General features: G+C 62.9%; 22 protein-coding genes. 8 read left to right on the top strand and 14 right to left on the bottom strand.

The window, feature by feature from the left end; translation table 11 throughout:
* Positions 1 to 177: 177 nt before the first annotated feature.
* The 3 genes from purE to HFX_RS04740 all read right to left on the bottom strand — a co-directional run bounded on the left by purE (position 178) and on the right by HFX_RS04740 (position 3,929).
* Positions 178 to 792 carry a 5-(carboxyamino)imidazole ribonucleotide mutase gene (purE, locus tag HFX_RS04750; protein ID WP_004572695.1) on the bottom strand — a complete coding sequence of 205 codons (615 nt, stop codon included), beginning with the start codon at positions 790 to 792 and terminating at the stop codon, positions 178 to 180.
* 113 nt (positions 793 to 905) lie between these two features.
* On the bottom strand, positions 906 to 2,054 hold the full coding sequence (locus tag HFX_RS04745; RefSeq protein WP_004572696.1) for a 5-(carboxyamino)imidazole ribonucleotide synthase: 1,149 nt from the start codon (positions 2,052 to 2,054) through the stop codon (positions 906 to 908).
* A 126-nt stretch (positions 2,055 to 2,180) separates the two neighbouring features.
* Complete coding sequence (locus HFX_RS04740) at positions 2,181 to 3,929, bottom strand: flippase activity-associated protein Agl23 (RefSeq protein WP_004572697.1); 1,749 nt, start codon at positions 3,927 to 3,929, stop codon at positions 2,181 to 2,183.
* 110 nt (positions 3,930 to 4,039) lie between these two features.
* On the opposite strand from HFX_RS04740, the gene ribH reads away from it, so the two are divergent.
* Both ribH and HFX_RS04730 read left to right on the top strand, forming a co-directional pair.
* A complete protein-coding gene (gene ribH, locus HFX_RS04735; RefSeq protein WP_004572698.1) occupies positions 4,040 to 4,444 on the top strand; it encodes a 6,7-dimethyl-8-ribityllumazine synthase in 405 nt (134 codons plus the stop codon).
* A complete protein-coding gene (locus HFX_RS04730; protein ID WP_004572699.1) occupies positions 4,441 to 5,595 on the top strand; it encodes a pyridoxal phosphate-dependent aminotransferase in 1,155 nt (384 codons plus the stop codon). Before ribH ends, HFX_RS04730 begins: the two co-directional genes overlap by 4 nt.
* Before the next feature lie 18 nt (positions 5,596 to 5,613).
* Here HFX_RS04730 and HFX_RS04725 read toward each other — a convergent pair whose 3' ends face one another.
* Positions 5,614 to 6,969, bottom strand: coding sequence for a hypothetical protein (locus HFX_RS04725; RefSeq protein ID WP_014732215.1), 1,356 nt, complete (start codon positions 6,967 to 6,969; stop codon positions 5,614 to 5,616).
* Between the two features lie 151 nt (positions 6,970 to 7,120).
* Here HFX_RS04725 and HFX_RS04720 point away from each other — a divergent pair, with 151 nt between their 5' ends.
* The 3 genes from HFX_RS04720 to rbcL all read left to right on the top strand — a co-directional run bounded on the left by HFX_RS04720 (position 7,121) and on the right by rbcL (position 11,416).
* Positions 7,121 to 9,040, top strand: coding sequence for a DEAD/DEAH box helicase (locus tag HFX_RS04720; protein WP_004572701.1), 1,920 nt, complete (start codon positions 7,121 to 7,123; stop codon positions 9,038 to 9,040).
* Between the two features lie 66 nt (positions 9,041 to 9,106).
* Complete coding sequence (locus tag HFX_RS04715) at positions 9,107 to 10,027, top strand: sodium:calcium antiporter (RefSeq protein ID WP_004572702.1); 921 nt, start codon at positions 9,107 to 9,109, stop codon at positions 10,025 to 10,027.
* A 99-nt stretch (positions 10,028 to 10,126) separates the two neighbouring features.
* Positions 10,127 to 11,416: a type III ribulose-bisphosphate carboxylase gene (gene rbcL, locus HFX_RS04710; protein ID WP_004572703.1), complete on the top strand. Its 1,290-nt coding sequence runs from the start codon at positions 10,127 to 10,129 to the stop codon at positions 11,414 to 11,416.
* A 30-nt stretch (positions 11,417 to 11,446) separates the two neighbouring features.
* Here rbcL and HFX_RS04705 read toward each other — a convergent pair whose 3' ends face one another.
* Complete coding sequence (locus HFX_RS04705; protein ID WP_004572704.1) at positions 11,447 to 13,111, bottom strand: NADH-quinone oxidoreductase subunit D; 1,665 nt, start codon at positions 13,109 to 13,111, stop codon at positions 11,447 to 11,449.
* Positions 13,112 to 13,209: 98 nt separating this feature from the next.
* Between HFX_RS04705 and HFX_RS04700 the strand changes: the two genes are divergently transcribed.
* Entirely contained in the window at positions 13,210 to 13,872 is a 663-nt protein-coding gene (locus HFX_RS04700; protein ID WP_004572705.1) for a helix-turn-helix domain-containing protein, read from the top strand.
* 114 nt (positions 13,873 to 13,986) lie between these two features.
* On the opposite strand, the gene HFX_RS04695 is transcribed toward HFX_RS04700, so the two are convergent.
* From HFX_RS04695 to HFX_RS04660, 8 genes are all read right to left on the bottom strand, one after another.
* Positions 13,987 to 14,940 carry a ribose 1,5-bisphosphate isomerase gene (locus tag HFX_RS04695; RefSeq protein ID WP_004572706.1) on the bottom strand — a complete coding sequence of 318 codons (954 nt, stop codon included), beginning with the start codon at positions 14,938 to 14,940 and terminating at the stop codon, positions 13,987 to 13,989.
* A 73-nt stretch (positions 14,941 to 15,013) separates the two neighbouring features.
* Complete coding sequence (locus tag HFX_RS04690; RefSeq protein ID WP_004572707.1) at positions 15,014 to 16,492, bottom strand: AMP phosphorylase; 1,479 nt, start codon at positions 16,490 to 16,492, stop codon at positions 15,014 to 15,016.
* Positions 16,493 to 16,710: 218 nt separating this feature from the next.
* Complete coding sequence (gene trxA, locus HFX_RS04685) at positions 16,711 to 17,136, bottom strand: thioredoxin (protein WP_004572708.1); 426 nt, start codon at positions 17,134 to 17,136, stop codon at positions 16,711 to 16,713.
* 233 nt (positions 17,137 to 17,369) lie between these two features.
* Positions 17,370 to 17,660: a DUF7521 family protein gene (locus HFX_RS04680; protein WP_004572709.1), complete on the bottom strand. Its 291-nt coding sequence runs from the start codon at positions 17,658 to 17,660 to the stop codon at positions 17,370 to 17,372.
* A 1-nt stretch (position 17,661) separates the two neighbouring features.
* The gene (locus tag HFX_RS04675) at positions 17,662 to 18,036 is read right to left on the bottom strand and encodes a helix-turn-helix domain-containing protein (RefSeq protein WP_004572710.1); all 375 of its coding nucleotides are present in this window, start codon (positions 18,034 to 18,036) and stop codon (positions 17,662 to 17,664) included.
* A gap of 27 nt (positions 18,037 to 18,063) precedes the next feature.
* Positions 18,064 to 19,410, bottom strand: a complete 1,347-nt coding sequence (locus HFX_RS04670) for an oxidoreductase (RefSeq protein ID WP_004572711.1) — start codon at positions 19,408 to 19,410, stop codon at positions 18,064 to 18,066.
* 66 nt (positions 19,411 to 19,476) lie between these two features.
* A complete protein-coding gene (locus HFX_RS04665; protein WP_004572712.1) occupies positions 19,477 to 19,980 on the bottom strand; it encodes a macro domain-containing protein in 504 nt (167 codons plus the stop codon).
* Positions 19,981 to 19,982: 2 nt separating this feature from the next.
* The gene (locus HFX_RS04660; RefSeq protein WP_004572713.1) at positions 19,983 to 20,837 is read right to left on the bottom strand and encodes an aldo/keto reductase; all 855 of its coding nucleotides are present in this window, start codon (positions 20,835 to 20,837) and stop codon (positions 19,983 to 19,985) included.
* Between the two features lie 122 nt (positions 20,838 to 20,959).
* On the opposite strand from HFX_RS04660, the gene HFX_RS04655 reads away from it, so the two are divergent.
* Complete coding sequence (locus HFX_RS04655; RefSeq protein WP_004572714.1) at positions 20,960 to 21,646, top strand: YqjF family protein; 687 nt, start codon at positions 20,960 to 20,962, stop codon at positions 21,644 to 21,646.
* 24 nt (positions 21,647 to 21,670) lie between these two features.
* Here the strand turns inward: HFX_RS04655 and HFX_RS04650 are convergent, their stop codons facing one another.
* On the bottom strand, positions 21,671 to 23,803 hold the full coding sequence (locus HFX_RS04650; RefSeq protein ID WP_004572715.1) for a S9 family peptidase: 2,133 nt from the start codon (positions 23,801 to 23,803) through the stop codon (positions 21,671 to 21,673).
* A gap of 146 nt (positions 23,804 to 23,949) precedes the next feature.
* Between HFX_RS04650 and HFX_RS04645 the strand changes: the two genes are divergently transcribed.
* Complete coding sequence (locus HFX_RS04645; protein ID WP_004572716.1) at positions 23,950 to 24,414, top strand: hypothetical protein; 465 nt, start codon at positions 23,950 to 23,952, stop codon at positions 24,412 to 24,414.
* Positions 24,415 to 24,467: the final 53 nt, after the last annotated feature.

Here is a 24,467-nt window from a genome sequence, read left to right as displayed (position 1 = left end):
ACGTGCGGCGGTTAGAAGCGCTCCCCTATAAACATTGATTTGTGTGTTTCGGGCGCGAGAAGGCTTCTATTTAGAAAATACGCGAGAGACGCCCGGAACCGTGCGCCGGGAGGGTTTCACCGCCGAAAGCGGCTCTTCATCACCGGAAAAAACGACCGCAGATGGAGACGCAGTTGCCTACCGCGACGACTCTCGGAAACCAGTCACACCGAGGTCGTGCAGCGCGGCCGAGGTCTCAGCCACGTCGGCGACGAGGTCGTCGTGATACTCGACGAGACGGGCTTCGAGTTCGGAGTGTCCGCGCGAGAGCATCTGTACAGCCGAAAGGGCCGCGTTGAACGATTTCCCGGCGTCGACGGCGACGATGGGCGCACCGGTCGGCATCCCGATGACGGAGTCGACGGACTTCTCTTGGACGGGGACGCCGACGACGGGCGTCGGGTACGCGATGGATGCCGTCATGTTCGGAAGGTCCGCGGACTTCCCGCCTGCGCCCGCGATGATGACTTCGATACCGCGGTCGGCAGCCGTCTCGCCGTAGGCGTACAGCAGGTCCGGCGTCCGGTGCGCCGAGACGACGTACGTCTCGTAGGTAAAGCGCTCTTCGGGAGCGTTCTCGTAGTCCGTCTGCTCGCCGAACCCGAGGGCGTCCAGTGCCTCGTGCGCGCCGGACATCACATCGAGGTCGGAGTCGGACCCCATGATGATGCCCACGTCGGGCGTCGTTTCGGGGTCGCGGTCATCGTCGGCCTGTGCGTGCAGTTCGTCGATAAGGTCCTGTTCGGTCGTCATTGGTGTCTGTTTGTGTGGGATGTGGTACTCGAAAGGGAGTCAGTTCGAGTCGGTTGTATCGGTTAGGGTGGTTAGGTTGCCGGTTACTCAGTCGAAGAGTGGTCGCTGGTTGCTCAGTCGAAGCGAAGACCGTCTCGGAGTTCACGTGCGCGTCCGAGAAGCGTCTCTACATCCGTCTCATCGTTGCCGACGGCGGTGAGATGGCCCATCTTCCGCAGGGGTCGGGCCTCGTCTTTGCCGTACCAGTGCAGCGAGACGCCGGGTTCACAGAGCGGGTCTGCGAGACCGCCGAGGTGGGCCGGACGCGACTCGTCGACGGTTCCGAGGATGTTCGCCATCACGGTGGGCGAGCGGCGGGTCGTCGCCCCGAGTGGCCATCCGAGGACGGCACGAACGTGCTGTTCGAACTGCGAGCAAAGCGCGCCCTCGATGGTCCAGTGACCCGAGTTGTGCGGGCGCGGGGCGACTTCGTTCACGAGCACGTCGCCGTCCGCCGTCTCGAAGAGTTCGATACCGAAGACGCCGCGACCGGGCAGATGCGAGAGCACCTCACGAGCAACCCGGTCGGCTTCTTCGCTGACTTCATCGGTCGTCCGCGCCGGAACGATAGTCTCCCGGAGAATCTCCTCCTCGTGGACGTTCTCGCCGACAGGGAAGGTTCGAATCTCGTCTTCGCCGCGAACGCCGATGACGGACAGTTCGCGCTCGAAATCGACGAAGGCCTCCGCCATGGCCGGGCCGCCGACCGCCTCGATAGCATCTTCCGCGTCTTCGAGGTCGGTGACCGGAACGTTTCCGCGGCCGTCGTAACCGCCGGTTCGGGCTTTCAGCATGACCGACCCGAACTCGTCGAGGGCGGCGCGAAGGTCGTCCGCGTCGTCGACGCGGTGGAACGGCGGAATCGGGATTCCGGCGTCGCCGAACGTCTTTTTCTGGACGAGTTTGTCTTCGATAGTTCGCAGCGCGTCGGGAGACGGGTGGACCGCGATTTCTTCCTCGGAAGCGAGTTCGTCGAGGAGGTCGGGGTCCGCGAGTTCGATTTCGAACGTCAGTGCATCGGCCCGTGCGGCGAGTTCCGCCATCGCCTCGGGGTCGTCGAAGTCGCCGACGATTTGGTCGGCAACCGCTGCGGCCGGGCAGTCGGGTGTCGGGTCGAGGACGACGATGTCGACGCCGAGCGGCGCGGCGGCCTCACCGAGCATACGCCCGAGTTGGCCCCCGCCGACGACGCCGAGCGTGGGTCCGGGTACAGTGACGGTCACAATCGCCGGTTTAGTATGTCGGTGCATAAACGTTGCCACCTTGGATGCCCAAATACTCACGTTCGTGGATAAAATAGAGCTATCATCGACGACTTCAGCGCCCTCAAACGTAGGCTCGTTGACGACTCAGCGCTCTGTCGAGTTCGCCGCGTCGAGTGCATCCTGGTCGATGAAGACGACGACATCCTCGTTCCAGAGTTTGAATGCGTGCTGTCGGACGACGTAGCCGTCGAGTTCCGATTCGAGTTCGTCGCGGTCCCACTCGTAGGCGACGACGACCGGCGGTGCGTTCTCAGTCGCGTTTGAAACACCCGCATCCGGCGGGCTGCTCGTTCGGTCCACGTCGGCCTCCTCGAAGTACCACGGCAGCGGGAGACGGCTATGCCACGACGGCCCGCGTAGCGGGTGCGACTCGTTTGCAACGTAGAAGTGCGTCTCGTCGTTGTTCGGCGGGTGCGTCCCGTACAGCAGCACGTCGGTTCCCTCGTTGGTCGCGGCGACGCGGTCGACGTCGTCGAGCGTTCCCTTCAGGTCGTTTTCGGGTTGTGCCCACTGGAGGACGACCTGGTCTTCGCCGGTCGAGGCGTTCCAGTAATCGACGTTCGCGGCCGCGATGCCGCCGACGGAAGCGACAAGGACGAGGGCGGCGAGGCCGAGTCCGACGGTGTCGCGCGATTCGAGCGCCTTCGTCCCGGAGCGGAAGACGAACGCGGCCCCGACTGCGGCCGGAATCGCCAACGGAACGACCGCGTGGACGACCACCCACGGGGCTTGGATGTCGGTCGCAAGCGGGTAGCCGAAGATGCTCACTACACCCCAGTACGTTGCGAACGCGACGAGCCAGCGGATTCGGCCCGCGACGACACCGTAGCGGTCGACGATGATGCCGACGAGCGCGAAGACGATGAGCACCGGCGCGCCGTAGACGAACGTTTCGAGGAAGTCCTTCAGGTACGGGAGATAGTCGTGCGACTGGTGTCCGCCACCAATCCAACTATCCACCATCTCGGTGATTACACCAACGGTCCCGGTTTCGATGACCCCGGGGAGCGCCGCCTGGTTTCCGAACACGTTCCAGAGGTCCGGACGGGGCGCGTAGAAGAACACGAACACGAGGAAGAACGCGAGCAAACCGCCGAGCACACCAGCGCCGAACCGGATTACGCCGTATCCGAGACTGCCCGCTCCGCGGGCGCGAAGGCGGTCACGGATACTCGCAGGGAGTTCGGAAAAGAGGATGTCTCGGGCGGAATCTCCCGCTGACGTGCGTGCGAGCAGTCGATGGTCGAAGACGAGGAACGCCGCTCCGAGGAAACAAAGCAGGTAGACGACGTAGTTCTCTTTCGCCGCCGCGCCGGTGGCGAACGAGGCCCCTGCCGGGATGAGATACGCGAGGCGGCCGGTATCGTAGGCGCGGACGGCGAACCCGAGGGCGAAAACCGAGAACGTCGCCACGAGCACGTCGTTTCGCATGAACCGGGAGTAGTAGACGAGAAGCGGATTGGCGGCGAAGAAGACCGCGAGCGCCACCATCTCGTCACGTCGAAGGTGCTCGCGGAAGAGCCACACTGAAAGCGGGAGTAGGCCGCCGACGATGGCGACTGGAAGGCGGGCGCTGAAGTCCGACGCCGGGAGTACCGCGAAGATGTAATCGTTGACGACGGGAAGGAACGGGCCGTGAATTATCGGACGGTACGAAAATTCGCCAGTCTCGTGATAGCGGAGAATCCAGTAGCCGACGCGCCCCTCGTCCCAGTGGAAGATTCGTCCGCCGAGCGAGACGAGACGGACGAGGAGGGCGACGACAACTGCGCCGACGAGTGCCAGGAGGGCACGGGACCGGGTCACCGTTTCGGTCCCACTGTCTGTACTCATGTCCACCCATCCCCGCGCCGACAATACAACTGTTATGTTTGCAAGTCGGCGACAAGGGTAATTTCGGTGGGTGTCGGTAGTTCTTTTATCCGGCACGGGAAGGGTCGGCTATGGTCTCTCTCGGACTCGTAGTGGCCCGATTCAACTCATCGGTCACAGAACAGATGAAGGAGGCGGCACACGACGCCGCCGCCGAACGCGATGCAGAGGTCGTCGAGACGATTCACGTCCCCGGCGCGTACGACTCCCCGCTCGCGGCCGACCGACTCGCCCGCCGTGACGACATCGACGCCGTCGCCGTCGTCGGCGCAATCGTCACCGGCGACACCAACCACGACGAGGTTATCGCCGACGCGGCGGCGAAGTCCCTGACCGAGGTCTCGCTAGACCGCGATAAGCCCGTCACCTTCGGCGTCTCCGGACCCGGAATGAGCGGCGCTGAAGCGCGCGAACGCATCAGCAAAGGTGCGGAAGCGGTTTACGCTGCGACTGATATGGTGGAGGCGTTGGCATGAACTTCGATTTCAGCGACCGGGTTGGCAGGGTCGAACCAAGCGCGACGCTCGCCATCTCGAACCTCGCGAGTGAACTGGAAGCAGAGGGTGAAGACGTAGTCGACCTCTCGGTCGGTGCACCGGACTTCCCGACGCCGGACAACATCGTTCAGGCTGCGAAGGACGCAATGGACGCCGGACATACGGGCTACACCTCCTCGAACGGGATTCCGGACCTCAAAGAAGCAATCGCGGCAAAGCTCCGCGGGAACGGCGTCGACGCCGAGGCCGACGAGGTTATCGTCACGCCCGGCGGCAAGCAGGCGCTCTACGAGACGTTCCAGACCGTCATCGACGACGGCGACGAAGTCGTCCTACTGGACCCCGCGTGGGTGTCCTACGAGGCGATGGTCAAACTCGCCGGTGGTTCCCTGAACCGCGTCGACCTCGCACAGCACGACTTCCGTCTCGAACCCGCGCTCGACGAACTCGCCGAGGCGGTCTCCGACGAGACCAAACTGCTCGTCGTCAACTCGCCGTCGAACCCGACCGGCGGTGTCTTCTCCGACGCGGCGCTCGAAGGCGTCCGCGACCTCGCGGTCGAACACGATATCGCCGTCATCTCCGACGAGATTTACGAGCGCATCACCTACGACGGCTTCGAGCACACCTCGCTCGGCTCCCTCGACGGGATGGAAGACCGAACCATCACCATCAACGGCTTCTCGAAGGCCTTCTCGATGACCGGCTGGCGGCTCGGCTACCTGCACGCCCCCTCGGACCTCATCTCGCAGGCTGGCAAGCTGCACTCGCACTCGGTCTCCTGTGCGGTCAACTTCGTCCAGCACGCCGGCGTCGAGGCGCTCTCCGAGCGTACCGACGACACGGTCGAAGAGATGCGTCAGGCGTTCGAAGGCCGCCGCGACATGCTCGTGGACCTCCTCGCCGAACACGACGTGGACGTTGCCGTTCCGAAAGGCGCGTTCTACATGATGCTCCCCGTCGACGACGACGACCAGGCATGGTGTGAAGGTGCGATTCAGGACGCGAAGGTTGCGACCGTCCCCGGTAGCGCCTTCAACGCCCCGGGCTACGCCCGCATCTCCTACGCTGCAAGTGAAGAGCGACTCCGCGAAGCCGTCGAGCGCCTCGCCGAGCACGACTACATCTAACGCGGCGTCTTCTTTCTTTTAGCGCTGTCCCACCCAAAAGCGGACGCGACCCTCGCTTCCGGCAGCGATTGTGGCATCTTCGTTCGCCCCCGCGATGTTCGTCGTCAATTTGCCGCCGATGGGGAGTGTCTCGTACCGTTCGACCCCACTACTGACCCGTCTGAGAAACGCGAGTTCCGTCCGGTCGCGTGTCGGAACCAACAACAACGCTTGGTTGCCGTCCGAAAACGTCCCTGAGAGGCCGCCATCGAGGTTCCGACTTCCGAGAACGTGGCTCTGATACCCACCGTTATCGGTGGCGACGAGTTCGAGGGCATTGTCGGTTGGTCGGTAGAACTCCGCGACGCCACCAATGTGCGGCGTTCGAACAGCCGCAATCTCTTCTTCTCCGTTGGGGCCGAAGGAATCGACAGCGAGCGTGTGTCGCCAGCGGTTCCCGGTCCCGACTGGCGGTCCCGAACGAATCGCTCCTGTGTCGGTATCGATGGCAACCACACGAGCGCCGTCTTGGGCGTCGCTGGCGGTGGCGACGAGCTGTGCTGGGTCGCGGTCGAGCCACGTGACTATCGGAGCCGTTCCTTCGAAGACAGTCCCCTCGGGTGGCGAGAATCGGGACACCATCCAGTCGTCCGTGTCGATAGCGACGATACTACCGCCTTCCAGCGAGTCACCAAGCGCACCGTGGCCGTACTCGTCTGTGGCGTCACCAAATAGGCACACGGTACGTCTGGACGAGACGATTCGGGCGTCGGGGAGGGCGTTCACGTCGAACACTCGGCGTGGCTTGTCCAACCAGTGGTCTGGGTGCACTAAGTCGTACTCGGCGGTGATTTCCTGGAAGACCACTACCCCGTCGTCGCCGACAGTGACGAGTTGCTTGCGGCAGGGAATCGGACTGGTGTACGGCGACGATTCGGGGTGCGTGAGGAGGCGCGGTGCCACCGACGAGACGACCGGCGGACCGTCGAGTCGGTCGGGTCCAATTTCTGCCGACTCGACGCCGTCGTCGGTGACGTAATAACCGCGAACGCTTCCGTCTTCGAGGGCGACGGCCCACTGAGAACGGACTTCCCTCTGGCCAAAATCGATGGCCGTCCCCGCGACCCACACGGGTGTGCCGGGGACGTTGACATCGAACGCTGCTGCCTCTGTGATGTCACCACGCCAGTCGGCAACGCGGTTTCCGGAGCGTCGCGTGTGCGTGTACCCCGCTCCGTCTGAGCGCGGAACCTCTTCTGGGTAGGGCGTCGCCGGCGGGTCACGCCGAGGAAGCGAGTCGAGACATCCCGCAAGTCCGGCCGTCCCGCCGACCGTCAGCGTGTGGAGAAGCGAGCGTCGAGACAACCGAGAAAATCGAGAGCGTGGAGGGCGCATAGCGCAATCTATTCACCTCAACGACATTTACGTGACGCTCTGCTTGGGTGGAACTCGTTTAGAGTCGGGACAGAGGCGACCGAATCACTGCAGTCTGGGCAATTCACTTCGGCGAAGAAACTTATGTGAGTCCGCGACCAGTCTGTGACAGATGCGCGTGAACGACCTCCCGCTTCCGGCGGACCTCGTCACACACTACGAGTCAAACGGCATCGAGGAGTTGTATCCGCCGCAGGTAGCCGCCGTCGAGGCGGGTGTCGCCGAAGGCGGTCGCGTCGTCGCCGCGATTCCGACCGCGAGTGGCAAGACGTTCATCGCCGAACTCGCCATGCTCACCGCCGACGGACCGGCGCTTTACATCGTCCCGCTTCGCGCGCTCGCACGCGAAAAGTACGAGACGTTCGACGAACTGCCGGGCGTGAGCGTCGGCATCTCGACCGGCGACTTCGACTCCGCCGAAGAGGCCCTCGGCGACCACGATATCATCGTCGCCACGAGCGAGAAGGTCGATTCGGCGATTCGAAACGGCGCGTCGTGGGTCGAACACCTCGCCTGCGTCGTCGTCGACGAGGTGCACCTCCTCGGCGCGCTCGGTCGCGGGCCGACGCTCGAAGTCACGCTGGCGACGCTCCAACGCCGGGTTCCCGACCTCCAGCTCGTCGCCCTCTCCGCGACAGTCGACAACCCCGAAGCAATCGCCGCGTGGTTGGACGCCGAACTGGTCGAAAGTACGTGGCGACCTGTCTCACTTCGAACCGGCGTCTACGCCGACGAATCGGTCGAGTTCGACGACGACTCGGCGCTCGAAGTCACGGTTCCACCGACCGGCCCGAACGACGACGAGGCGACCGAAGCGACCGTCTCGCTCGTCGCCGATGCGGTCGAAAACGGCGGCCAGTGTCTCGCGTTCGTCCGCTCACGCCGCGAAGCAGAAGCGCTCGCCGACCGACTCGCGGACGAAGACCTTTCGCCCGCCCCCGACCTCGGTGACGAACTCGCCGAACTGGGCGGCACCACAACTGGACGGCAACTCTCCGAGTGTGCGCGAACCGGTGTTGGATTCCACCACGCCGGTCTGCGAAGCACACACCGAGTTACCGTGGAAAACGCCTTCAGAGACCGGAAGCTCTCGGTTATCTGTGCGACGCCGACCCTCGCGGCGGGCGTGAACGTTCCGGCGCGCCGCGTCGTTATCCGCGACCAGAAGCGCTACACCGGCGAGTCGATGGCGTGGATTCCGGTGCTCGACGTCCACCAGATGTGCGGCCGCGCCGGACGGCCGCACCTCGACCCCTTCGGCGAAGCGGTGCTCGTCGGCGACGACGACACGAAAGACGAACTCGTCGACCGCTACGTCACCGCCGATGCGGAGGCGGTCAACTCCCAGTTTGCCGACGAGGAGGCGCTTCGAACGCACGTTCTCTCGGTCGTCGCGTCGGGCTTTGCCGACAGCCTCGACGGCGTCGCCGACGTGTTTTCGGCCACGTACTACGCTCATCAGAACCCCGGCGTGGACCTCACGGAACTCGTCGGCGACGTGGTTTCCGACCTCGAATCGATGGAACTGCTCGCCGTCGACGGCGACTCGCTTTCGGCGACGACCCTCGGCGCACAAACGTCCAAGCAGTACGTTTCGCCGACGACTGGAGCGCGAATCATCGCTGGCGTGCGGACCATCCAGACGATGGCCGACGAGAACGTCACGGCCCGAACCGCGCTGGAAGTCGTCTGCAACACGCCCGACATGCACGACACCTACCTCGGCAACCGCGAGCGGGCGGACATGTACCAGTACGCTCGAACTCACAGCGCGGAGTTCACTACCGCAATGCACGAGGCAGACCCGTTCGAGGAGTGGTTGACCGCGGTCAAGACCGCCCGTATCCTCCACGAGTGGTCCGATGGGTCGAACATCGAGGACCTCGTCGAACGCTACCGAATCGGCCCGGGAGACGTCGAATCCCGCGTCGAGCGCGCCGAGTGGCTCTTGGGCGCAGCGGATGCGCTCTGTGCCGCACTCGACACCGACGTCCCAGAGTTCCGCGAGGTTCGGGCGCTGTTGTCGCCCTGAGCAGGCGACGGGACCCATCGCCACCCGACCGTTTACGTCACCACGCGAAGTGATTGGAACATCGACATGTTCGCAGAGGCAGTTCTGTTCGTCGTCGGACTCGCCGCGCTCGTCTTCGGTGCCGACCGGGCGGTCACCGCCGCGGCCGAGGTCGCCAGTTTCTACGGCGTCTCGCCGTTCTTCATCGGCGTGACGCTCATCTCCGTCGGCACGTCGATTCCGGAGATGACGACCTCCATTTACGCGGCCTCCTACGGCGCGGGCGACCTCGTCGTCGGCAACATCATCGGCTCGGAGACCTCGCAGATTACGCTCGCTATCGGTATCGTGGCGCTCATCGCGCCCATCGTGGCGGACCGTCGAGACGTGATGGTCTACGGCGGGGCGATGACGCTCGCGATGATTATCATGCTACTCACGCTCGAAGACGGCGTAGTCCAGCGTTCCGAGGGCTTCCTGATGATGCTCGCGTACGTCAACTTCGTCTACACGCTCTACACGAACGAGGGTGGCGAGGAAATTGCTGAGGAGGTCGTCGAGGAGGAAAAGACACCGGAACGAGGTCTCCCGCGTGTCGCGTTCGGCCTGCTTCTCGTCGTAGTCGGCGGGCAAGTGATGGTAACGAACGGCGTCGAACTCGCCCGGTTGGTCGGCATCTCCGAGTATTCGGTCGGTTTGCTCACCGGTCTCGGGACGACTGCCCCCGAAATCGTCGTCGCCGGAATCGCCGCCAAGGAGGGCCGCGAAGGAATCTCCGTGGGGTCGATTCTCGGGAGCAACATCACCGACCCCGTCTTTTCGCTCGGTATCGGCGCGCTGGTTGCGGATGTGGTCGTCACTGACCTCGCGTCGGTGACGCCCTCGGGACTCTACATGCTCGTCGTGTCGCTCGCGGTGTTAGCGTTGCTCTACTGGCAGGAGGGTATCGACCGTCGCGCGGCGCTCCTCTGTCTCGGGTTGTATCTCCCGACGTTCGTCGTGCTGTGAGTCAGATGCGTCCAACAGCCGAACCTTTAGCGTTCGAACGCATCCCTCAAAACCGCTTCGGGATGCCGTTTTAAGCACTGTGGGGGCGTAGGCGAGGCTATGGGTATCACGTACGAAGACTTCCTCGACCTCGAATACGAACCGACCGACGAGGACCTCGTCTGCACGTTCCGCATCGACCCCGCAACGGGTATGTCCATGGAGGCGGCCGCGAGTCGCGTGGCTTCGGAGTCCTCCAACGGGACGTGGGCGGCCCTCCAACCCGGTGCGGACTTCACCGATATGGGAGCGACTACGTTCTCCATCGCCGAGCGAAGCTCGGCTGGCAGCCAGACGGGGTCCGACGACATCGACGGCGGTAACATTCAGGTCGCCTACCCTGCCGGACTGTTCGAACCCGGGAACATGCCGCAGGTACTCTCCTGTATTGCCGGCAACATCATGGGCATGAAAGCGGTCGACAGTATCCGTCTCATGGACTGTGAGTGGCCCGAACCGGTCGTCTCGTCGTACCCCGGACCGCTCTACGGTTCGTCGGTCCGCGAGGAGATTTTCGGCGTCAGCGACCGCCCCATCACGGCGACGGTCCCGAAGCCGAAAGTCGGGCTTTCGACGGCTGAACACGCGCAGGTCGGCTACGACGCATGGGTCGGTGGCGTCGACCTCCTGAAGGACGACGAGAACCTAACCGACCAGGACTTCAACCCCTTCGCCGACCGACTCACGGAGTCGCTGTCGCTCCGTGACGACGCCGAAGACGAGACCGGAGAGAAGAAATCGTACCTCATCAACGTCACCGCAGATACCCAGACGATGCTCGACCGCGTGGACGAGGTGGCTGCACAGGGCGGCGAGTACGTCATGGTGGATATCATCACCGCCGGGTGGGCCAGTCTCCAGACCGTCCGCGAGCGCACCGAGAAACACGGCCTTGCTATCCACGCCCACCGCGCCATGCACGCCGCCTTCGACCGAATGCCGACCCACGGCGTCTCGATGCGGGTGCTCGCACAAATCTCGCGGCTCTGTGGGGTCGACCAACTCCACACCGGGACCGCGGGACTCGGGAAACTCGCAAACGAGGACACCGTCGGCATCAACGACTGGCTGAAAGGCGACCTCTACGGTCGAAACGACGTGCTCCCGGTCGCCTCCGGCGGTCTCCATCCGGGACTGCTCCCCGACCTCCTCGATGCAACGGGCACGAACACCTGTATCCAACTCGGCGGCGGTATCCACGGGCACCCCGACGGCACCCGCTCCGGAGCGATTGCGCTTCGGTCGGCAATCGACGCCTACGTCGAAGGTAAGTCGATTACCGAGGCCGCCGAAGAAACGCCCGAACTCGCCGTTGCCCTGGACAAGTGGGGCACTGAGACCCCGAGATAATCGTCGTCTGACTGCTTCGGCCCCGGTTTTTCACCGGTCGACCTCGCCCATAATCGTATCTAAACTCCCGATTGACGCGATGAGGTCGGCGACATACTCACCGTTGGCTATCTCCGGGAGCACCTGCAAGTTCGAGAAAGACGGGCCACGAATCTTGAATCGGGCTGGCTTGTCGGTGCCGTCGGACCGAATATAGATACCGAGTTCACCCTTCGCCGCCTCGACGGCGCGGTAGACTTCGGTGTCTTCGTCTGGCTTGAGCGTACGCGGCACGTTCGACTGGAGGTTTCGCTCGTCTTCGGGCCAGTCTTCGAGCAGGTCGACACACTGGTCGATAATCTTGGCCGATTCTTCGACCTCGCGCATCCGCACGAGCAGGCGCGAGAAATTGTCGCAGTCGTCCTCGACGACGACGTTCCAATCGAGTTCGTCGTAGTAGCCGTAGGGGTCGTCGCGGCGGAGGTCGTAGTCGATACCTGACCCGCGGGCGACCGGGCCAGTTACCCCGTACTGCTTTGCGACCTCGGGCGGTAGAACGCCGGTATCGACCGCCCGAATCTGGAGTATCTCGTTCGCCGTCAGCAGGTCGTGGTACTCTTCGAGTTTTTTGGGGAGTCCATCGAGGAATTCGCGTGTCTTCTCGAAGAACTCCTCGCGGGGTTCGGGAAGGTCCCAGACGACGCCGCCGAGTCGGAAATAATTGAACATTAATCGCTGTCCAGTGAGGTCTTCGAGGATATTTTGGACGAGTTCACGGTCGCGCATCGCGTACATGAACGTCGCGGTGAATTCGCCGGTGACGTCGAGAGCGTACGAGGCGACTGCGAGCATGTGCGAGAGGATGCGACTCAACTCCGCGGCCATCGTACGGATAATCTGGGCGTACTCCGGAACGGAAATGTCGGCCAGCGCTTCCGCAGTTCGGGCATAGGCCCACTCGTTCAGCAGTCCGCCGCCGCCCCAGTCCCAGCGGTCGGGATACGGCATAATCTGGTGTCGGTAGGTTCCCTTCTGGCACATCTGCTCCTCGCAGCGGTGAATGTACCCGATATCGGGGTCCACGTCCACGACCTTCTCGCCGTCGAGAGTGGCCTGTAGGTGTAAGACGCCGTGAGTCGCGGGGTGGTGCGGGCCGATGTTGAGAACCATCGTGTTGGTGTCGGTGCGCCCGTCTTCGTGGAGCGGATTCGCGTGCTCGTCGTACCGGACGACCTGCGGGCGCGTCTGGTCGTAATCGAGACTCAGCGGGTGGCCCTGCCACGTCTCGGGGAGGAGGATACGGCGCAGGTCGGGATGGTCGTCGTACTCGATGCCGATGAGGTCGTACGCCTCTCGTTCGTGCCAGTCGGCTGTCCGAAACACCGGTTCGGCGGACTCGCTCACGGGGTCTGACCGGGGTGTAGGAACGACGACACTCACCTCCCGTGTCGGGTCGTCGTAGGATTTGAGGTGGTAGATAGACTCGTAGCGGTCTTCGTACTCCTGTGCGGTCACACACGAGAGGTGGTCGAACCCGAGGTCGTCGCGGAATGTCGAAAGGACCGCCTGTACGTCGTCGGGCCGGATTGTCACCTCGGGGGCGTGAACGTGGTGGTCGAGATTGAGAAGAGCATCCCCCAACACCTGCCGGAGCACATCGGTGGTGAGTTGGTCTGCGTCTACCTCGGTCGTCACTTGGGGTGATTCGAGTGACATTGGTGGGCTACTGCGTCTGTCTTCGACCGAAACGGGATTCGGAGTTCTGCCTCATAGGTGCGGCTGATATTTATACTGCCATCTGGATACATCGGGACATGAAATCGGTCGGACTACGTCTCACCCCGGACGAGAACCATCTGCACCCGATGCACGAGTTCGTCGTCGAACACGAGGCGTTCGAGCGGACCAAATTACATCACTGGAATCCGACGATGACCGAGACGAACACGATTGTTTTCGAGGTCGTCGGGTCCGATATCGAAGCGTACGAGGAAGCGCTCACGTCGATACCGACGATTCTGTCGTCGGAGGTGGCGCAGATGCCGGGTGACTCGTTTTTTATCGTCGTCAAAGAACGGCTCGATGCGGCTGGAGTACAGCAGACGACGGCGTTCACGCAGGACGGACTGGTCGTCGTCCCACCGGTCATCTTCGAGGGCGATGGAACGATTTTAGTCACGATTGTCGGGACGGACGAAGCGCTCCAATCAGCGGTTGACCAGACCCCGGAAGGCATCGACATCGAAATCAGAAGGGTGCGAGAGTACACCGGTCCGGGGGACTTCGCGCCCGCCTCGCTGTCGCCGCGACAGCGAGAAGCCGTCGAGGCTGCGGTCGCGTGCGGCTACTATCGGGAATCGAGAGACGGGTCCGTCGCAGCGGTGGCAGAGCAGTTGGGCTGCTCGACTGGAACTGCCGCCGAGCACCTCCGAAAAGCCGAGATGAAAGTGATGTCCGCAGTCGTCGACGGGCAGTAAGCCGGGGGCATCGTGTTGACGAGCGCGTACCGAGGCAAATCTCGAATCCGCAACCGCAATCCTGAAACCCGCAATCCCGCAATCCTGCAAACCTGTGAACCTGCGAATGTGAACTCAGGGCTCAGCCCACGGCTCCGTCGTCCCTTCACCGAATAGTTCGCGCATCAGGATGACGATACTCTCCGGTGGGAACTGCCCACGCTCGGTGACGATGGCGTCGACGTAGCGCGGCGGCGTCACGTCGAAGGCGGGATTTTTGACCGTCGGATTGCCGAGTTCCGCGAGCGTTTCGTCGTCGATTATCTCCTCAGTGTCACGCATCTCGATATCGACCGTGTGGCCCGTCATCGTCCCCGGGTGCAGTTTCAGCGTCTGTGCGGCGACCATGATGGGTGCCCCTCGGTCGCGGGCGTTGACCGCGAGGCCGCTCGTCCCGATTTTGTTGATGACGCTCCCGTCGGCCGCGATGGCGTCCGCGCCGACCAACACGTGGTCCACGTCGTTGAGGTAGCGCCGGGCTGCCGAGTCGACGATGAGTGTGACCGGTACGCCCATCTCGTGGAGCGCCTCCGCGGTGATATGTCCCTGTAGTCGGGGTCGCGTCTCCTTGACGATGGCCTCGATGTGTTTCCCCTGTTCGACCGCCGCCTCGACGCACGCGAAGACGTCCGTCGAGTGGCAGTGGGTCATGATGGTGTCGCCGTCGCGGAGGCGGTTCGCACCGACCTGTCCGAGGTCGGCTTGCGCTCGTTCGAGTCGGGCGCAGAAATCGTCCGCAGACTGGACGACGTCCTGACGCAGTCCCTCGACCGTCGTACTCGACATTCCGCGGAGGACGTACCGGAGCGCGTTCGGCAGGCTCACAGCGGTCGGCCGCGTCTCGTAGAGCATTCGGGCGGCGGCGCGGAGTTCGGATTTGAACGCCTCGGGGTCTGTGGTCTCGCTGTCCGTGGCCTGTGACCGAAGGGCGCGGGCTGCCGCCTCCGCGATGGCCGCCGCACCGCGAATCTCCATCGTACCGATTTCGTCCGCGATACGTCGCACCTCGGCGTGTACGCGCTCGTCCATATCGTAATCTACGTCGGTGGGATGCAAAAATGGTCGCCGCGACGGGAGACACCGAGATGGAGCCGCCGCCGAATCACACTCTATCGACGAGCGCCTCGTCGGGGTGTCGAACACGAACCATCTCGATGCGTTCCAACAGGTCGACCGCATCGGCGAGTTTGTCGGACGACTCCGCGTAGACGGTGACGAGCGACTCACCGCTTTCGGTCTCCTCGCCGACACAGCGATGGAGTTCGAGTCCCGCTCCGTGGTCTTTCGGCGCGCCCGCTCGTCTGCCGACTTCGTTGACCAACCGATTGTTGATGTGCGTGACAACGCCGTCTCGGTCGGCGCGGACAATGTGGGTGTGGCGACCGAGCGAAAGGTCTGATACCGCCACGTCCGGGTCACCGTTCTGTGCGGCGAGTATTTCGCGGAATGTCTCCTGTGCCGCCCCCGAATCGAGTATCTCGGTGGCGTCAGCGTCGACACCGACGGATTCGAACAACAGGTCTGCGAGCCGAATCGCTTTTACCCGTAAGTCGTTCGGTCCCTCTCCGTCGAGCGTGGCGAGGACTTCTCGCGCTTCGAGGACCGGGCCGATTCCTCTGCCGACCGGGGCGGAGCCACTCGTAATGGCGCACTCGATAGTCATTCCGAGGTGCTCGCTCACGCGGTTGAAGTCCTCGGCGAGCTCGCGCGCCTCGGCGAGGCTTTCGACCTTTGCCCCCTCGCCGTAGGGGATATCGATAACCGCGTGGGTCGACCCGGCGCTCTTCTTTTTCGAGAGCACGGAGGCGATGAGTTGTCCCTTCGGGTCGAGAGAAAGCGGGGTCTCAGCCCGGATGATTTGGTCGTCAACCGGAGAGAGATTCACCGCGCCGCCCCAGACGAGACAGCCACCAGTCTCTTTGACGATTTCCCGAATCTCTTCGATGGAGAACTCCACGTCACAGAAGACTTCCATCGTATCTGCGGTTCCGGATGCCGAGGTGACTGCCCGGGACGAGGTTTTGGGAATCTTCACACCCGCAGCGGCGATGATGGAGACGAGTATCGGCGTGACGCGATTCCCCGCAACACCGCCGATAGAGTGCTTGTCGGCGATGATGGAGTCGTTCCACGAGATGGTCTCACCGATATTCGCCATACACGATGTGAGGTGCATCGTCTCTTCCATCGAAAGCCCGTTCGTGTAGATGGCGGAGACGTACGCACCGAGTTCGATATCGGCGAGTCGCTCCTCGTAGATATCCCGGACGATACGCTCGAGTTCACGGTGTTCGAGTTCGATGTCGTCGAGTTTCTTGCGGATGTAGTACACCGAGTTCGGTTGCGGTGCGACCGACACCTCGACTGGCCCGTCGATGTGTCCGAGGCGACGTGTGACGCCGAGCGTGCCCTCAGAGATGAGTTCGTCAGTTAACTCCACGATTCCAATCGTCGTCCGACCGTCGCGTTGCAGTTGGATGCGTTCGAGTGCATGCACCCCCAGTTCCGCCGCATCAGCCTCGTTCAGAAGGACTGTCGGCGAACGAGTTCCGATGTCGATAGATTCAGCGATTAATTTCATAGCAAAGATTAGGTCTTGAGAATCATAAGCAGACCCCGCGTGTGAGAACGTCGTGCATCGGGGAATGCGACTGAGACGAAGGGTACCAGGGGGTACTGCTGGTCCGAGAGGACTCAGGGAGTACTGGGCAAGAAGGGTTCAGGGTGTGCCCCTCGGACCGAGAGGCGGTTTCGAAAATACTACTCGGGTGGTGGGGTTTCAGGTGCTAACAGTACCGTCTACGCGAGCTGCGAGTCGATAAGCCCCTTCAGGTCGTCGTAGCCGCGGACGCCGACGATTTGCTCGGCGGGGTCGCCACCAGCGAAGAGAATCAGCGTCGGAACGCCGCGAACCTGATACTGGGCGGCGAGTTCTTGATTTTGGTCAATGTCGACTTTCGCAACCGCCGCGTCGGTGTTCTCTGCGAGTTGCTCGACAGTCGGTTCGAGCATCTTGCATGGACCACACCAGTCCGCGTAGAAGTCGACGAGAACCACGTCGTACGTCGAGACAGTCTCATTCAGTTCGTTCATGCCGTTTACATGGATTGTCTCACTGGGTGCTTGGCCGGTTTCACCGGCAGTAGTGCCGCCATCACCGCGCATTTTGGATTCGAGCTGTTCGCGCTTTTGCTTCCTGATTTCGCTCAGTTCATCGTCGGACATACCTATCGGTATCGGCTGGAAGCTAATAACAGTTTTGCAGAAATAAGACAATAGTAATCGCGGAGATGCGTCACAATCGCATTGACGAAAACGGTGGATGAGTGGTAAAAGACGAACAGATGGCGGAGAGAATCAGGTGAAACAGCGGTGTGTCGTCGCTCCCAACTGACGTTAGCACGAGCGAGCGACGCAACTCGGTCTGTATTCGTGCCCAATGCGGACACAGCCACTGGCTACTCGACGTAGAGCGAGTAGGTGATGACTGCAAAGCCGATGAACGTCAGTATCGAGTCGATAAGAACCCCTGTCGCGAGGTCGACGGACAGAAGCACGTCAGATGCACCGGCAAGCAATGCACCGGTGGTAATAACGCCGAATCCGAGCGCTAAGGCTCGGAGCGCCGGCGACCCGGTGTTTCGGTACGCCTTGAAACTGAAGTAGGTGATGAGACCGCCGAGGACGAGAATCCCCGTCTTGACGATGATAATAAACGTCGCGATTGTCGGTGATGCAGTGTGTACCATATTACGTCTCCTTCCGGACCTGCGTCCAGATATCCGCGATTCGTTCGTCCGGCGTCCGTTCGGGGCGACCGACGGCGACATCGAAGTCTCGGTCGTCGTTGAGACCGATTCGGACTTCGTCGAACGCGACCTCGTAGGTCGTCGCGTGATGGCCGTCCGCCCGAATTTGCGTCCCCTCGGAGAGGAGCGCCGCGTCGGTCAGTAGGTCCAACTTCCGGTACGTCGTCGAAAGCGGAATGTCACACGTCTCTGAGATTTCACTGGCCGTCATAGGTTCTTCGAGTCCTCTGATGATGGCTCGTGCGTCCGCGTCGTCGAGCGCGTCGAGCACCGCCGTTAGTTCGGCTGACTCCACCGCGGACCGGTCGCGCGCCATTATCCTGACTCTCCGACGAGAACCTTATTAACCCACCGGGTCACCGTTGTTTTCGCCAGCGTTTTCGGGGTCACTAACGTATACTCCCTCCTTTCTGAGGGTTCCCGCTCGGGCCAACACTGACGGGGTGCGGCAGACGCCGGTCGCGCCGGTCACCTGCGGGACCGCACAGTTGTTGCAACTCTCGCAAACTGCTCGCGTCTCCTCCGAGGTGTCGGTTCCGAGCAGTCGCGCGGGAAGTTCCGGTTCCGCGTAGAACGGCCGTGCCATTCCGGCGGCGTCGCAGGCATCGCCGAGCAGTCGGTCCATCTCTCCGCGCTCGCGAACCCCGCCCTCGCAGAGGACCGGGACCGAAACGACGTCGCGGACGCGACGGCACAGCGCCGCGTTCCACGCCGGGTCGAAGTCGTACCACGCCGCCTCGATTCGATTGCCGAGTTCGACGAGGCGCGCCCGAATCGGACCGCCGAACGCCTCGGCGTAGCCCTCCCGGAACCGGTCGTCGTGCCACGAGCGGGCGGGAAACGACCCACGGACGATACTCGCATCCCAGAACACCGACCCGGAAACCGGGACGAGCGCATCGTAGCCAGCATCGTCCAGTCGGCGGCAGATATCGACGGCGGCATCTGCAGTCAGATGGCGGCGGATTCCGGGCGGTGCAGCCGTCTCGGCCGGGACCTTGGTCATCAACGGCACGTCCCCCGCCCGTGTTCGAACCTCGTCGGCGACGACTTCGAGGAACCGAACGCCGTCACCGAACTCGTCTTCCCGGCGGTTGTAGAACGGCGAGAGGAACTGGTGGATGATTCCCATGTTCGCCCCGGCGAGGTGGACGATGTCGTAGCCAGCATCGACCGCCATCGCCGCGGAGCGACCGAAGTCGGCCGCGAGGTCGTACACTTCCTCGGTCGTCAAGACGTGTGCATCGTAGTCGAGAAAGCCGAGACGGTCGAGGAGGCGGAGGAGTCGTGGCGGACGCGAAACCGCGAGTTGCCGAAGGTTCGGATGCTCGCGCCGGTATTCGGCGTGCCACGTCTCCATGCTCCGGAGGCCGCCGTGTTCCAACTGAATGGCGATAGCTGCGCCGTGGTCGTGGATGGCGTCGGTTACGGTCTCCAACGACGCGACGAAGTCGGGGTCGGCGACGCGAGTCATCCCCGGCGCGGCGCAGCCACCGGTCTCGCGGACGATTGTCGCACCCTGACAGATGAGTCCCACCCCAGCCCGCGCAGCGGGTTCGAGTTCGGCGGCGAGGCGCTCGGGTGCATCCGGGCCGGTTCCCGCACATTCGAGTACCGGTGCGCGATAGAGCCGGTTCCCGAGGGTGACTCCGCCGATGTCGACCGGGTCGTCGAGCCGTGGGGAGACCATACGAAACCGAGGTGTCCGAGCGACGTAAATCGACGCCTCAATTCACCAGTCGTATTCTTCCTTCCTTCAACCAGTCTCGTCTACAACACGCGAGAGTACCCCGAACTCGTCGTCGCTGTAAGCGATGAACCGAACGTCACGAAGCGAATCCGGGCCGAACTCGCGAATCGTCTCGCAGATGATTCGCGCACCGTCTTCGAGGTCGAATCCGGCGACGCCACAGCCTAAGGCGGGGATGACGAGCGACTCACAGCCGCGGTCGTCAGCGGCTTCGAGCGCGTTTCGCGTCGCATCTCGGATACTCTCGGTAGTCGCTTGTCCATCGCCGTAATGCGGCATCGCCGCCGCGTGAATCACGATACCGGCGTCGAGGTCGAAGGCATCGGTGACGGCCACCTCGCCGAGGTCGATTGGTCCCTCGTCCATCGCCGCCTCGTTCAGTTCCGGGCCGCCGCCTCGACGGAGTGCACCGGCAACGCCGGACCCCATACGAAGACTCGTCCCCGCGGCGTTTACGAGTGCGTCGGCCGATTGGGCGGCGATATCGCCCTGCATGACAGTAAATTCCATCGTTATTCGTCGAGTCGAGCCATGTCCTCGTCGTCGAGTCCGATGTGCGATGCCGCGATGTTCTCGCGGAGGTGCGCCACGCTCGACGTGCCGGGGATAGGAAGCATCACGTCGGACCGATGAAGCAACCACGCGATAGCGATTTGCTGCGGCGTCGCTTCGTGCTTTGTCGCAACCGTCGCCACGTCGTCCGCCTTGTCGCCGAGGTCGCCCGCGCCGAGCGGGAAATACGGAATGAAGCCGATATCGTAGTCGTCACAGGCGTCGAGGACCGCTTCGGACTCGCGGTCGCCGACGTTGTAGCGGTTCTGAACGGTTGCGATATCGACGATGTCGCGCGCCTCGTCGAGTTGTCCGACGGTGATGTTCGAAAGACCGACGTGTCGAATCTGGCCTTCGTCTTGCAACTCCGCGAGGGCGTGGACGGACTCTTCGAAGGGAACGTCCGGGTTCGGGTCCGGCTGGTGAAGTTGATAGAGGTCGATGGTGTCGACGCGGAGTCGGTCGAGGCTGCCGAGAACCGCGTTTCGAAGATAGTCTGGGTCGGCTCTCGGTATCCAGTCGCCGCTGGTGTTGCGAAGGAACCCGCCTTTCGTCGCTATCACGAGGTCGTCGGGATAGGGTGCGAGCGCTTCGCCGATGAGTCGCTCGGAGACTGCGGGGCCGTAGGAGTCGGCCGTGTCGATAAGGTTGATGCCGTGGACGACGGCCTCGTGGAGGACCTTTTTCGCGTTCTCCACGTCGTCGGGTTCGCCGATGATGTCCGCTCCAGTAATGCGCATCGCGCCAAACCCGAGTCGATGAACCGTCAGTTCGCCGCCGATATCGAAGGTGCCGCTCGCGTTGTCGAGACCCATGCGATACTGATTGATTGCCAACAAGATGGTCGTTTCGGCGATCCGGAGGGCTGTTGACCGACGCCACAGAGAACAGCAGGAACTGCCGAAATTCACACCCATCAGCGCCCCGTAGCGCAACTATGGACCTCCTCTCGATGCGCTGGCGACACACGCTATTCGCACACTGGCCCGTAGACCCGGAGGTCGTACAGGCGCATCTCCCGGACAAACTCTCCGTGGCGACCTACGACGGAACGGCGTGGTTGGGTGTCGTCTCGTTCGATATGGTGGACATTCGTCCGCGAAGGTCACCCATCGGTCTGGCGTTTCCAGAGGTGAATCTCCGAACCTACGTCGAACCTTCTGACGGGGGCGAGAGAGGCGTCTACTTCTTCACACTTGAGGCCGCGGACCGTCTCGGCGTGTCGATGGCGAGATTAGGCTATCGGCTGCCCTACCACTACGCGACGATATCCGTCACAGAACAGGATGGAGCGGTCACGTTCCAGAGCTATCGTCCCCCGACGCAGGAGTCACCGGGGGCACAGTTCGATGCAACGTACCGTCCAACCGGCGAGCAGAGTAGCGCCGAGCCGGGGTCGCTCACGGAGTTCCTCGTCGAGAACTATCGGTTCTACACTGACGACTGGCCCGTCGTTATCGGCGACATCGACCACGACCCGTGGCCGATACAGGACGTGGACGCCGAGATACGGGAAAACACGATGTTCGAAGCCTGCGGGTTCGACCACCCCGATGGCGACCCGCTCGTCCACTACGCTGGTGACCTCGAAGTTACGGCGGAGTCACCGAAGATGCTCCGCTGAGGCCGGGTGTGAGGCTGTCACCGTTCACTCGTCGGTCTCCACGGCCGGGTCGTGGCGCTCGTACCAGTCGAGAATCTGCTCGAGGCGATGGGTCGCCCGCTCGGGTTTCGTGACGGCGTGGTGTTCATCGGGGTAGACCACGAGTTTGGCATCGACGCCCTGCGCCTTGGCGGCGACGTAGAGTTGTTCCGACTGGGTTGGCGGACACCGCCAGTCTTGACCGCCGGCCATGACGAGAAGCGGCGTGTCGATATTGTCGGCGTCGGTGATAGACGAGGCGGCATCGAGGCTGTCCGGGTCCTCCCACGGACGGCCGTGCTCGTATTCCTTCCAGAGGCGGTTGTCGTCGGTCCCGTACGCCGACCGCTGGTCGTAGATGCCGTGTTCGGGGACGGCGGCGGTCAAGAGGTCGGTCTGTGTCACGAGGAACCCTTGTGCGATTCCGCCGTAGGAAAAGCCGTAGCCGAAGACGCGGTCGGGGTCGGTCCACCCGCGGTCGGCGAGCGATTCGACGCCCGCGACGATGTCGTCGACTTCGACCGTTCCCCACTGACCGTGGAGTTCATCGGCAAACTCCCGTCCGTACGAGGTCCCACCTCGGTAGTTCGGCCGGAAGACCAGATAACCGCGCGACGTGAAGACGGGGTGTTCGAATCGGAACTCCGGTTCGTCGTAGGCCATCGGACCGCCGTGGATGGCAACGACGGTCGGAAGCGGGTCGGGGTTGTCGAAGTCGAAGTCGGCGGGCGCGTAGACGATTCCTTCGACTTCCCAGCCATCGCTCTCGAAGGTCACGCGTTTCGTCTGCGGCATCTCGTACTCGTCCGTGACCTCGGTGTTCAGCGCGGAGAGTCGGACGAACGACTCGGCTTCCGTCTCGTCGGTCGCGTCGATATCGTCGAGCGAGAGGCCGTAGATGTCCCACCCGTCGTTCGGGTCCGAAACGCGGACTCCCGCGTGACCGCCGGCGATGCTGAGTAGCTGAAACCCGCGATAGTCGCCCTGCACGTCGAACACCCGCTCGGGGTCGTCCGCATACGGGTCGAGGCGGACGACTCTGGACTTCCCCTCGTCGGCGATGAGAGTGTACAGTTCGTCGTCCGACGCCCACTGCGGTTGCGAATTCCACGTGACCGTTCGGTCAAGTGAGGCCGAGACCGACCGAATCTCGTCGGAACCGAGGTCGGCGACGTAAATCTCCCGAGGAAGGTAGAAGTTCTCCGGGTCGTCGCCCACGAAGGCGATTCGCGTCCCGTCCGGACTCCATTTCGGTGCCCCAAGCGCGCTGTCTCCTGTCGTCACCTTCTCGATGTTCGAGCCATCGGGGTCGGTGACGAACACGTCCTGTACCAACGTGTCGTCGGGGTTGTCGGCGTCCGACGTGACGTACGCGATGCGGTCGTTCGGCCCCCACGCGGGCTGGAGACCGCCCTGGTCGGCGAACGCACCCGCCGCCGCCGCCTCATCCAACCGATTCGTCTCGCCGGTTTCGATGTCGACCACGAACAGATAGGTCGTCACCGTATCGGTCCACCCGACACCGTTTATCTTGTGCTGGAGGCGTTCGGTTTCGATTGGCCCGCCGTCCTTGCGCTGTTCGAGATACTCCTGTTCTTCTTCGGTCGGGTCGCGTGCTGAGACGACGAGACGGTCGCCGTCGGGCGACCAGTCGAACTCCGAGACGCCCTCGTCGAAGTCGGTGTGCTGCGTCGGGTCGCCGCCGAGTTCGAGGTCGAAACACCACACCTGCGACTTCGGTTCGTCGTTGTTCGACCCGGCGTCCGTCTCGTCGGACTCGTCACCGTCGTCGCGGTCTTTATCCACTGTTTCGTCCCCGTCTGCATCTGCCTCGTCTTCCGCGTCCTCGTCGTCTTGCCGCCCGACTCGGCGTTCTACGTCTTTCTCACGAGTGGCGATGAACGCGAGTCGGTTCCCGTCGGGCGACCACTTCGGCGAGGACGCGCCCGGCAGACGCGTAAGCCGATGCGGTTCACGAGAACCGTCCGTGGGAACCACGTAGAGCGACGTCGGGCGTTCGTCCTCGTCGGGGGCTGACTCCACGACGGTGAACGCAATCCGGTCACCGTCCGGTGAGACCGTAACGTCCGTTGGAAGCGAGAGGTCGTTTAATGCCTCAAATGGAACGTTCTTTGACATATGAACGATGGCCTCACGCCGCGAACAAATATGTTTGCGTCGTCGAACCCATGGTCGGTTTCGGACACAACCCCGGTGTGGCCGGGGAGACGAACGTCCGACACGAAGGTGAAACCTTCAAGCGTCGGTGAACTAACCCGGCAGACATGGCTCTCATCGATACTGTAATCGCAACGACCCATATGCTGGTCGGCGGACTCTGGACGGGAAGCGTCCTCTTTTTCGCCCTTGCCGTCCTTCCGACCGCTCGCGCCGGAGACATTCGCGCCGCCGTGTTCGAGTCTATTATCTCCCGACTCACAATGGGGTCGCGTCTCGCCTCCCTCCTGATGTTCGCAACCGGTGGGCATCTCGCGGGCACGCGATACACGTTCGGAAGACTATTCGGAGAGGCACCCGGTCACCTCGTCCTCTCGATGCTCGCGCTCTGGTTCGTCCTGACCGGACTCGTCGAAGTCGGCCGGGGGAAGGCGAAAGCTGGACTCGCCGAGAAGAAAGTCCGCACCCCGGCGGAGGACGCCGCCCCGTTCTATCTCGGGGCCGCCGTCGTCTCCGTTCTGTTACTCGTCGTCGCCGGACTGCTTCTCAACCCGAGTATCCTCCTCATTTGAACTACTGATGGCTCAGTAGACGACACACAGCTACCACGCAGAAAATATATTCT

It is taken from the genome of Haloferax mediterranei ATCC 33500 (genome assembly GCF_000306765.2).
GTDB classification, from domain to species: domain Archaea; phylum Halobacteriota; class Halobacteria; order Halobacteriales; family Haloferacaceae; genus Haloferax; species Haloferax mediterranei.
Note: the sequence above shows the minus strand (reverse complement) of the source record. Positions and strands in the feature narration are given on the sequence as shown.

What these genes read in the sequence shown, in the direction of transcription:
- HFX_RS04645 (WP_004572716.1), top strand. Translation starts at nt 23,950, where the DNA reads ATGGCTCTCATCGATACTGTAATCGCAACGACCCATATGCTGGTCGGC.
- HFX_RS04680 (WP_004572709.1), bottom strand. Translation starts at nt 17,660, where the DNA reads ATGGTACACACTGCATCACCGACAATCGCGACGTTTATTATCATCGTC.
- HFX_RS04715 (WP_004572702.1), top strand. Translation starts at nt 9,107, where the DNA reads ATGTTCGCAGAGGCAGTTCTGTTCGTCGTCGGACTCGCCGCGCTCGTC.
- HFX_RS04650 (WP_004572715.1), bottom strand. Translation starts at nt 23,803, where the DNA reads ATGTCAAAGAACGTTCCATTTGAGGCATTAAACGACCTCTCGCTTCCA.
- HFX_RS04740 (WP_004572697.1), bottom strand. Translation starts at nt 3,929, where the DNA reads ATGAGTACAGACAGTGGGACCGAAACGGTGACCCGGTCCCGTGCCCTC.
- HFX_RS04695 (WP_004572706.1), bottom strand. Translation starts at nt 14,940, where the DNA reads ATGGACGAGCGCGTACACGCCGAGGTGCGACGTATCGCGGACGAAATC.
- HFX_RS04690 (WP_004572707.1), bottom strand. Translation starts at nt 16,492, where the DNA reads ATGAAATTAATCGCTGAATCTATCGACATCGGAACTCGTTCGCCGACA.
- HFX_RS04705 (WP_004572704.1), bottom strand. Translation starts at nt 13,111, where the DNA reads ATGTCACTCGAATCACCCCAAGTGACGACCGAGGTAGACGCAGACCAA.
- ribH (WP_004572698.1), top strand. Translation starts at nt 4,040, where the DNA reads ATGGTCTCTCTCGGACTCGTAGTGGCCCGATTCAACTCATCGGTCACA.
- HFX_RS04725 (WP_014732215.1), bottom strand. Translation starts at nt 6,969, where the DNA reads ATGCGCCCTCCACGCTCTCGATTTTCTCGGTTGTCTCGACGCTCGCTT.
- HFX_RS04720 (WP_004572701.1), top strand. Translation starts at nt 7,121, where the DNA reads ATGCGCGTGAACGACCTCCCGCTTCCGGCGGACCTCGTCACACACTAC.
- HFX_RS04730 (WP_004572699.1), top strand. Translation starts at nt 4,441, where the DNA reads ATGAACTTCGATTTCAGCGACCGGGTTGGCAGGGTCGAACCAAGCGCG.
- HFX_RS04675 (WP_004572710.1), bottom strand. Translation starts at nt 18,036, where the DNA reads ATGGCGCGCGACCGGTCCGCGGTGGAGTCAGCCGAACTAACGGCGGTG.
- purE (WP_004572695.1), bottom strand. Translation starts at nt 792, where the DNA reads ATGACGACCGAACAGGACCTTATCGACGAACTGCACGCACAGGCCGAC.
- HFX_RS04665 (WP_004572712.1), bottom strand. Translation starts at nt 19,980, where the DNA reads ATGGAATTTACTGTCATGCAGGGCGATATCGCCGCCCAATCGGCCGAC.
- HFX_RS04700 (WP_004572705.1), top strand. Translation starts at nt 13,210, where the DNA reads ATGAAATCGGTCGGACTACGTCTCACCCCGGACGAGAACCATCTGCAC.
- rbcL (WP_004572703.1), top strand. Translation starts at nt 10,127, where the DNA reads ATGGGTATCACGTACGAAGACTTCCTCGACCTCGAATACGAACCGACC.
- HFX_RS04655 (WP_004572714.1), top strand. Translation starts at nt 20,960, where the DNA reads ATGGACCTCCTCTCGATGCGCTGGCGACACACGCTATTCGCACACTGG.
- trxA (WP_004572708.1), bottom strand. Translation starts at nt 17,136, where the DNA reads ATGTCCGACGATGAACTGAGCGAAATCAGGAAGCAAAAGCGCGAACAG.
- HFX_RS04660 (WP_004572713.1), bottom strand. Translation starts at nt 20,837, where the DNA reads ATGGGTCTCGACAACGCGAGCGGCACCTTCGATATCGGCGGCGAACTG.
- HFX_RS04670 (WP_004572711.1), bottom strand. Translation starts at nt 19,410, where the DNA reads ATGGTCTCCCCACGGCTCGACGACCCGGTCGACATCGGCGGAGTCACC.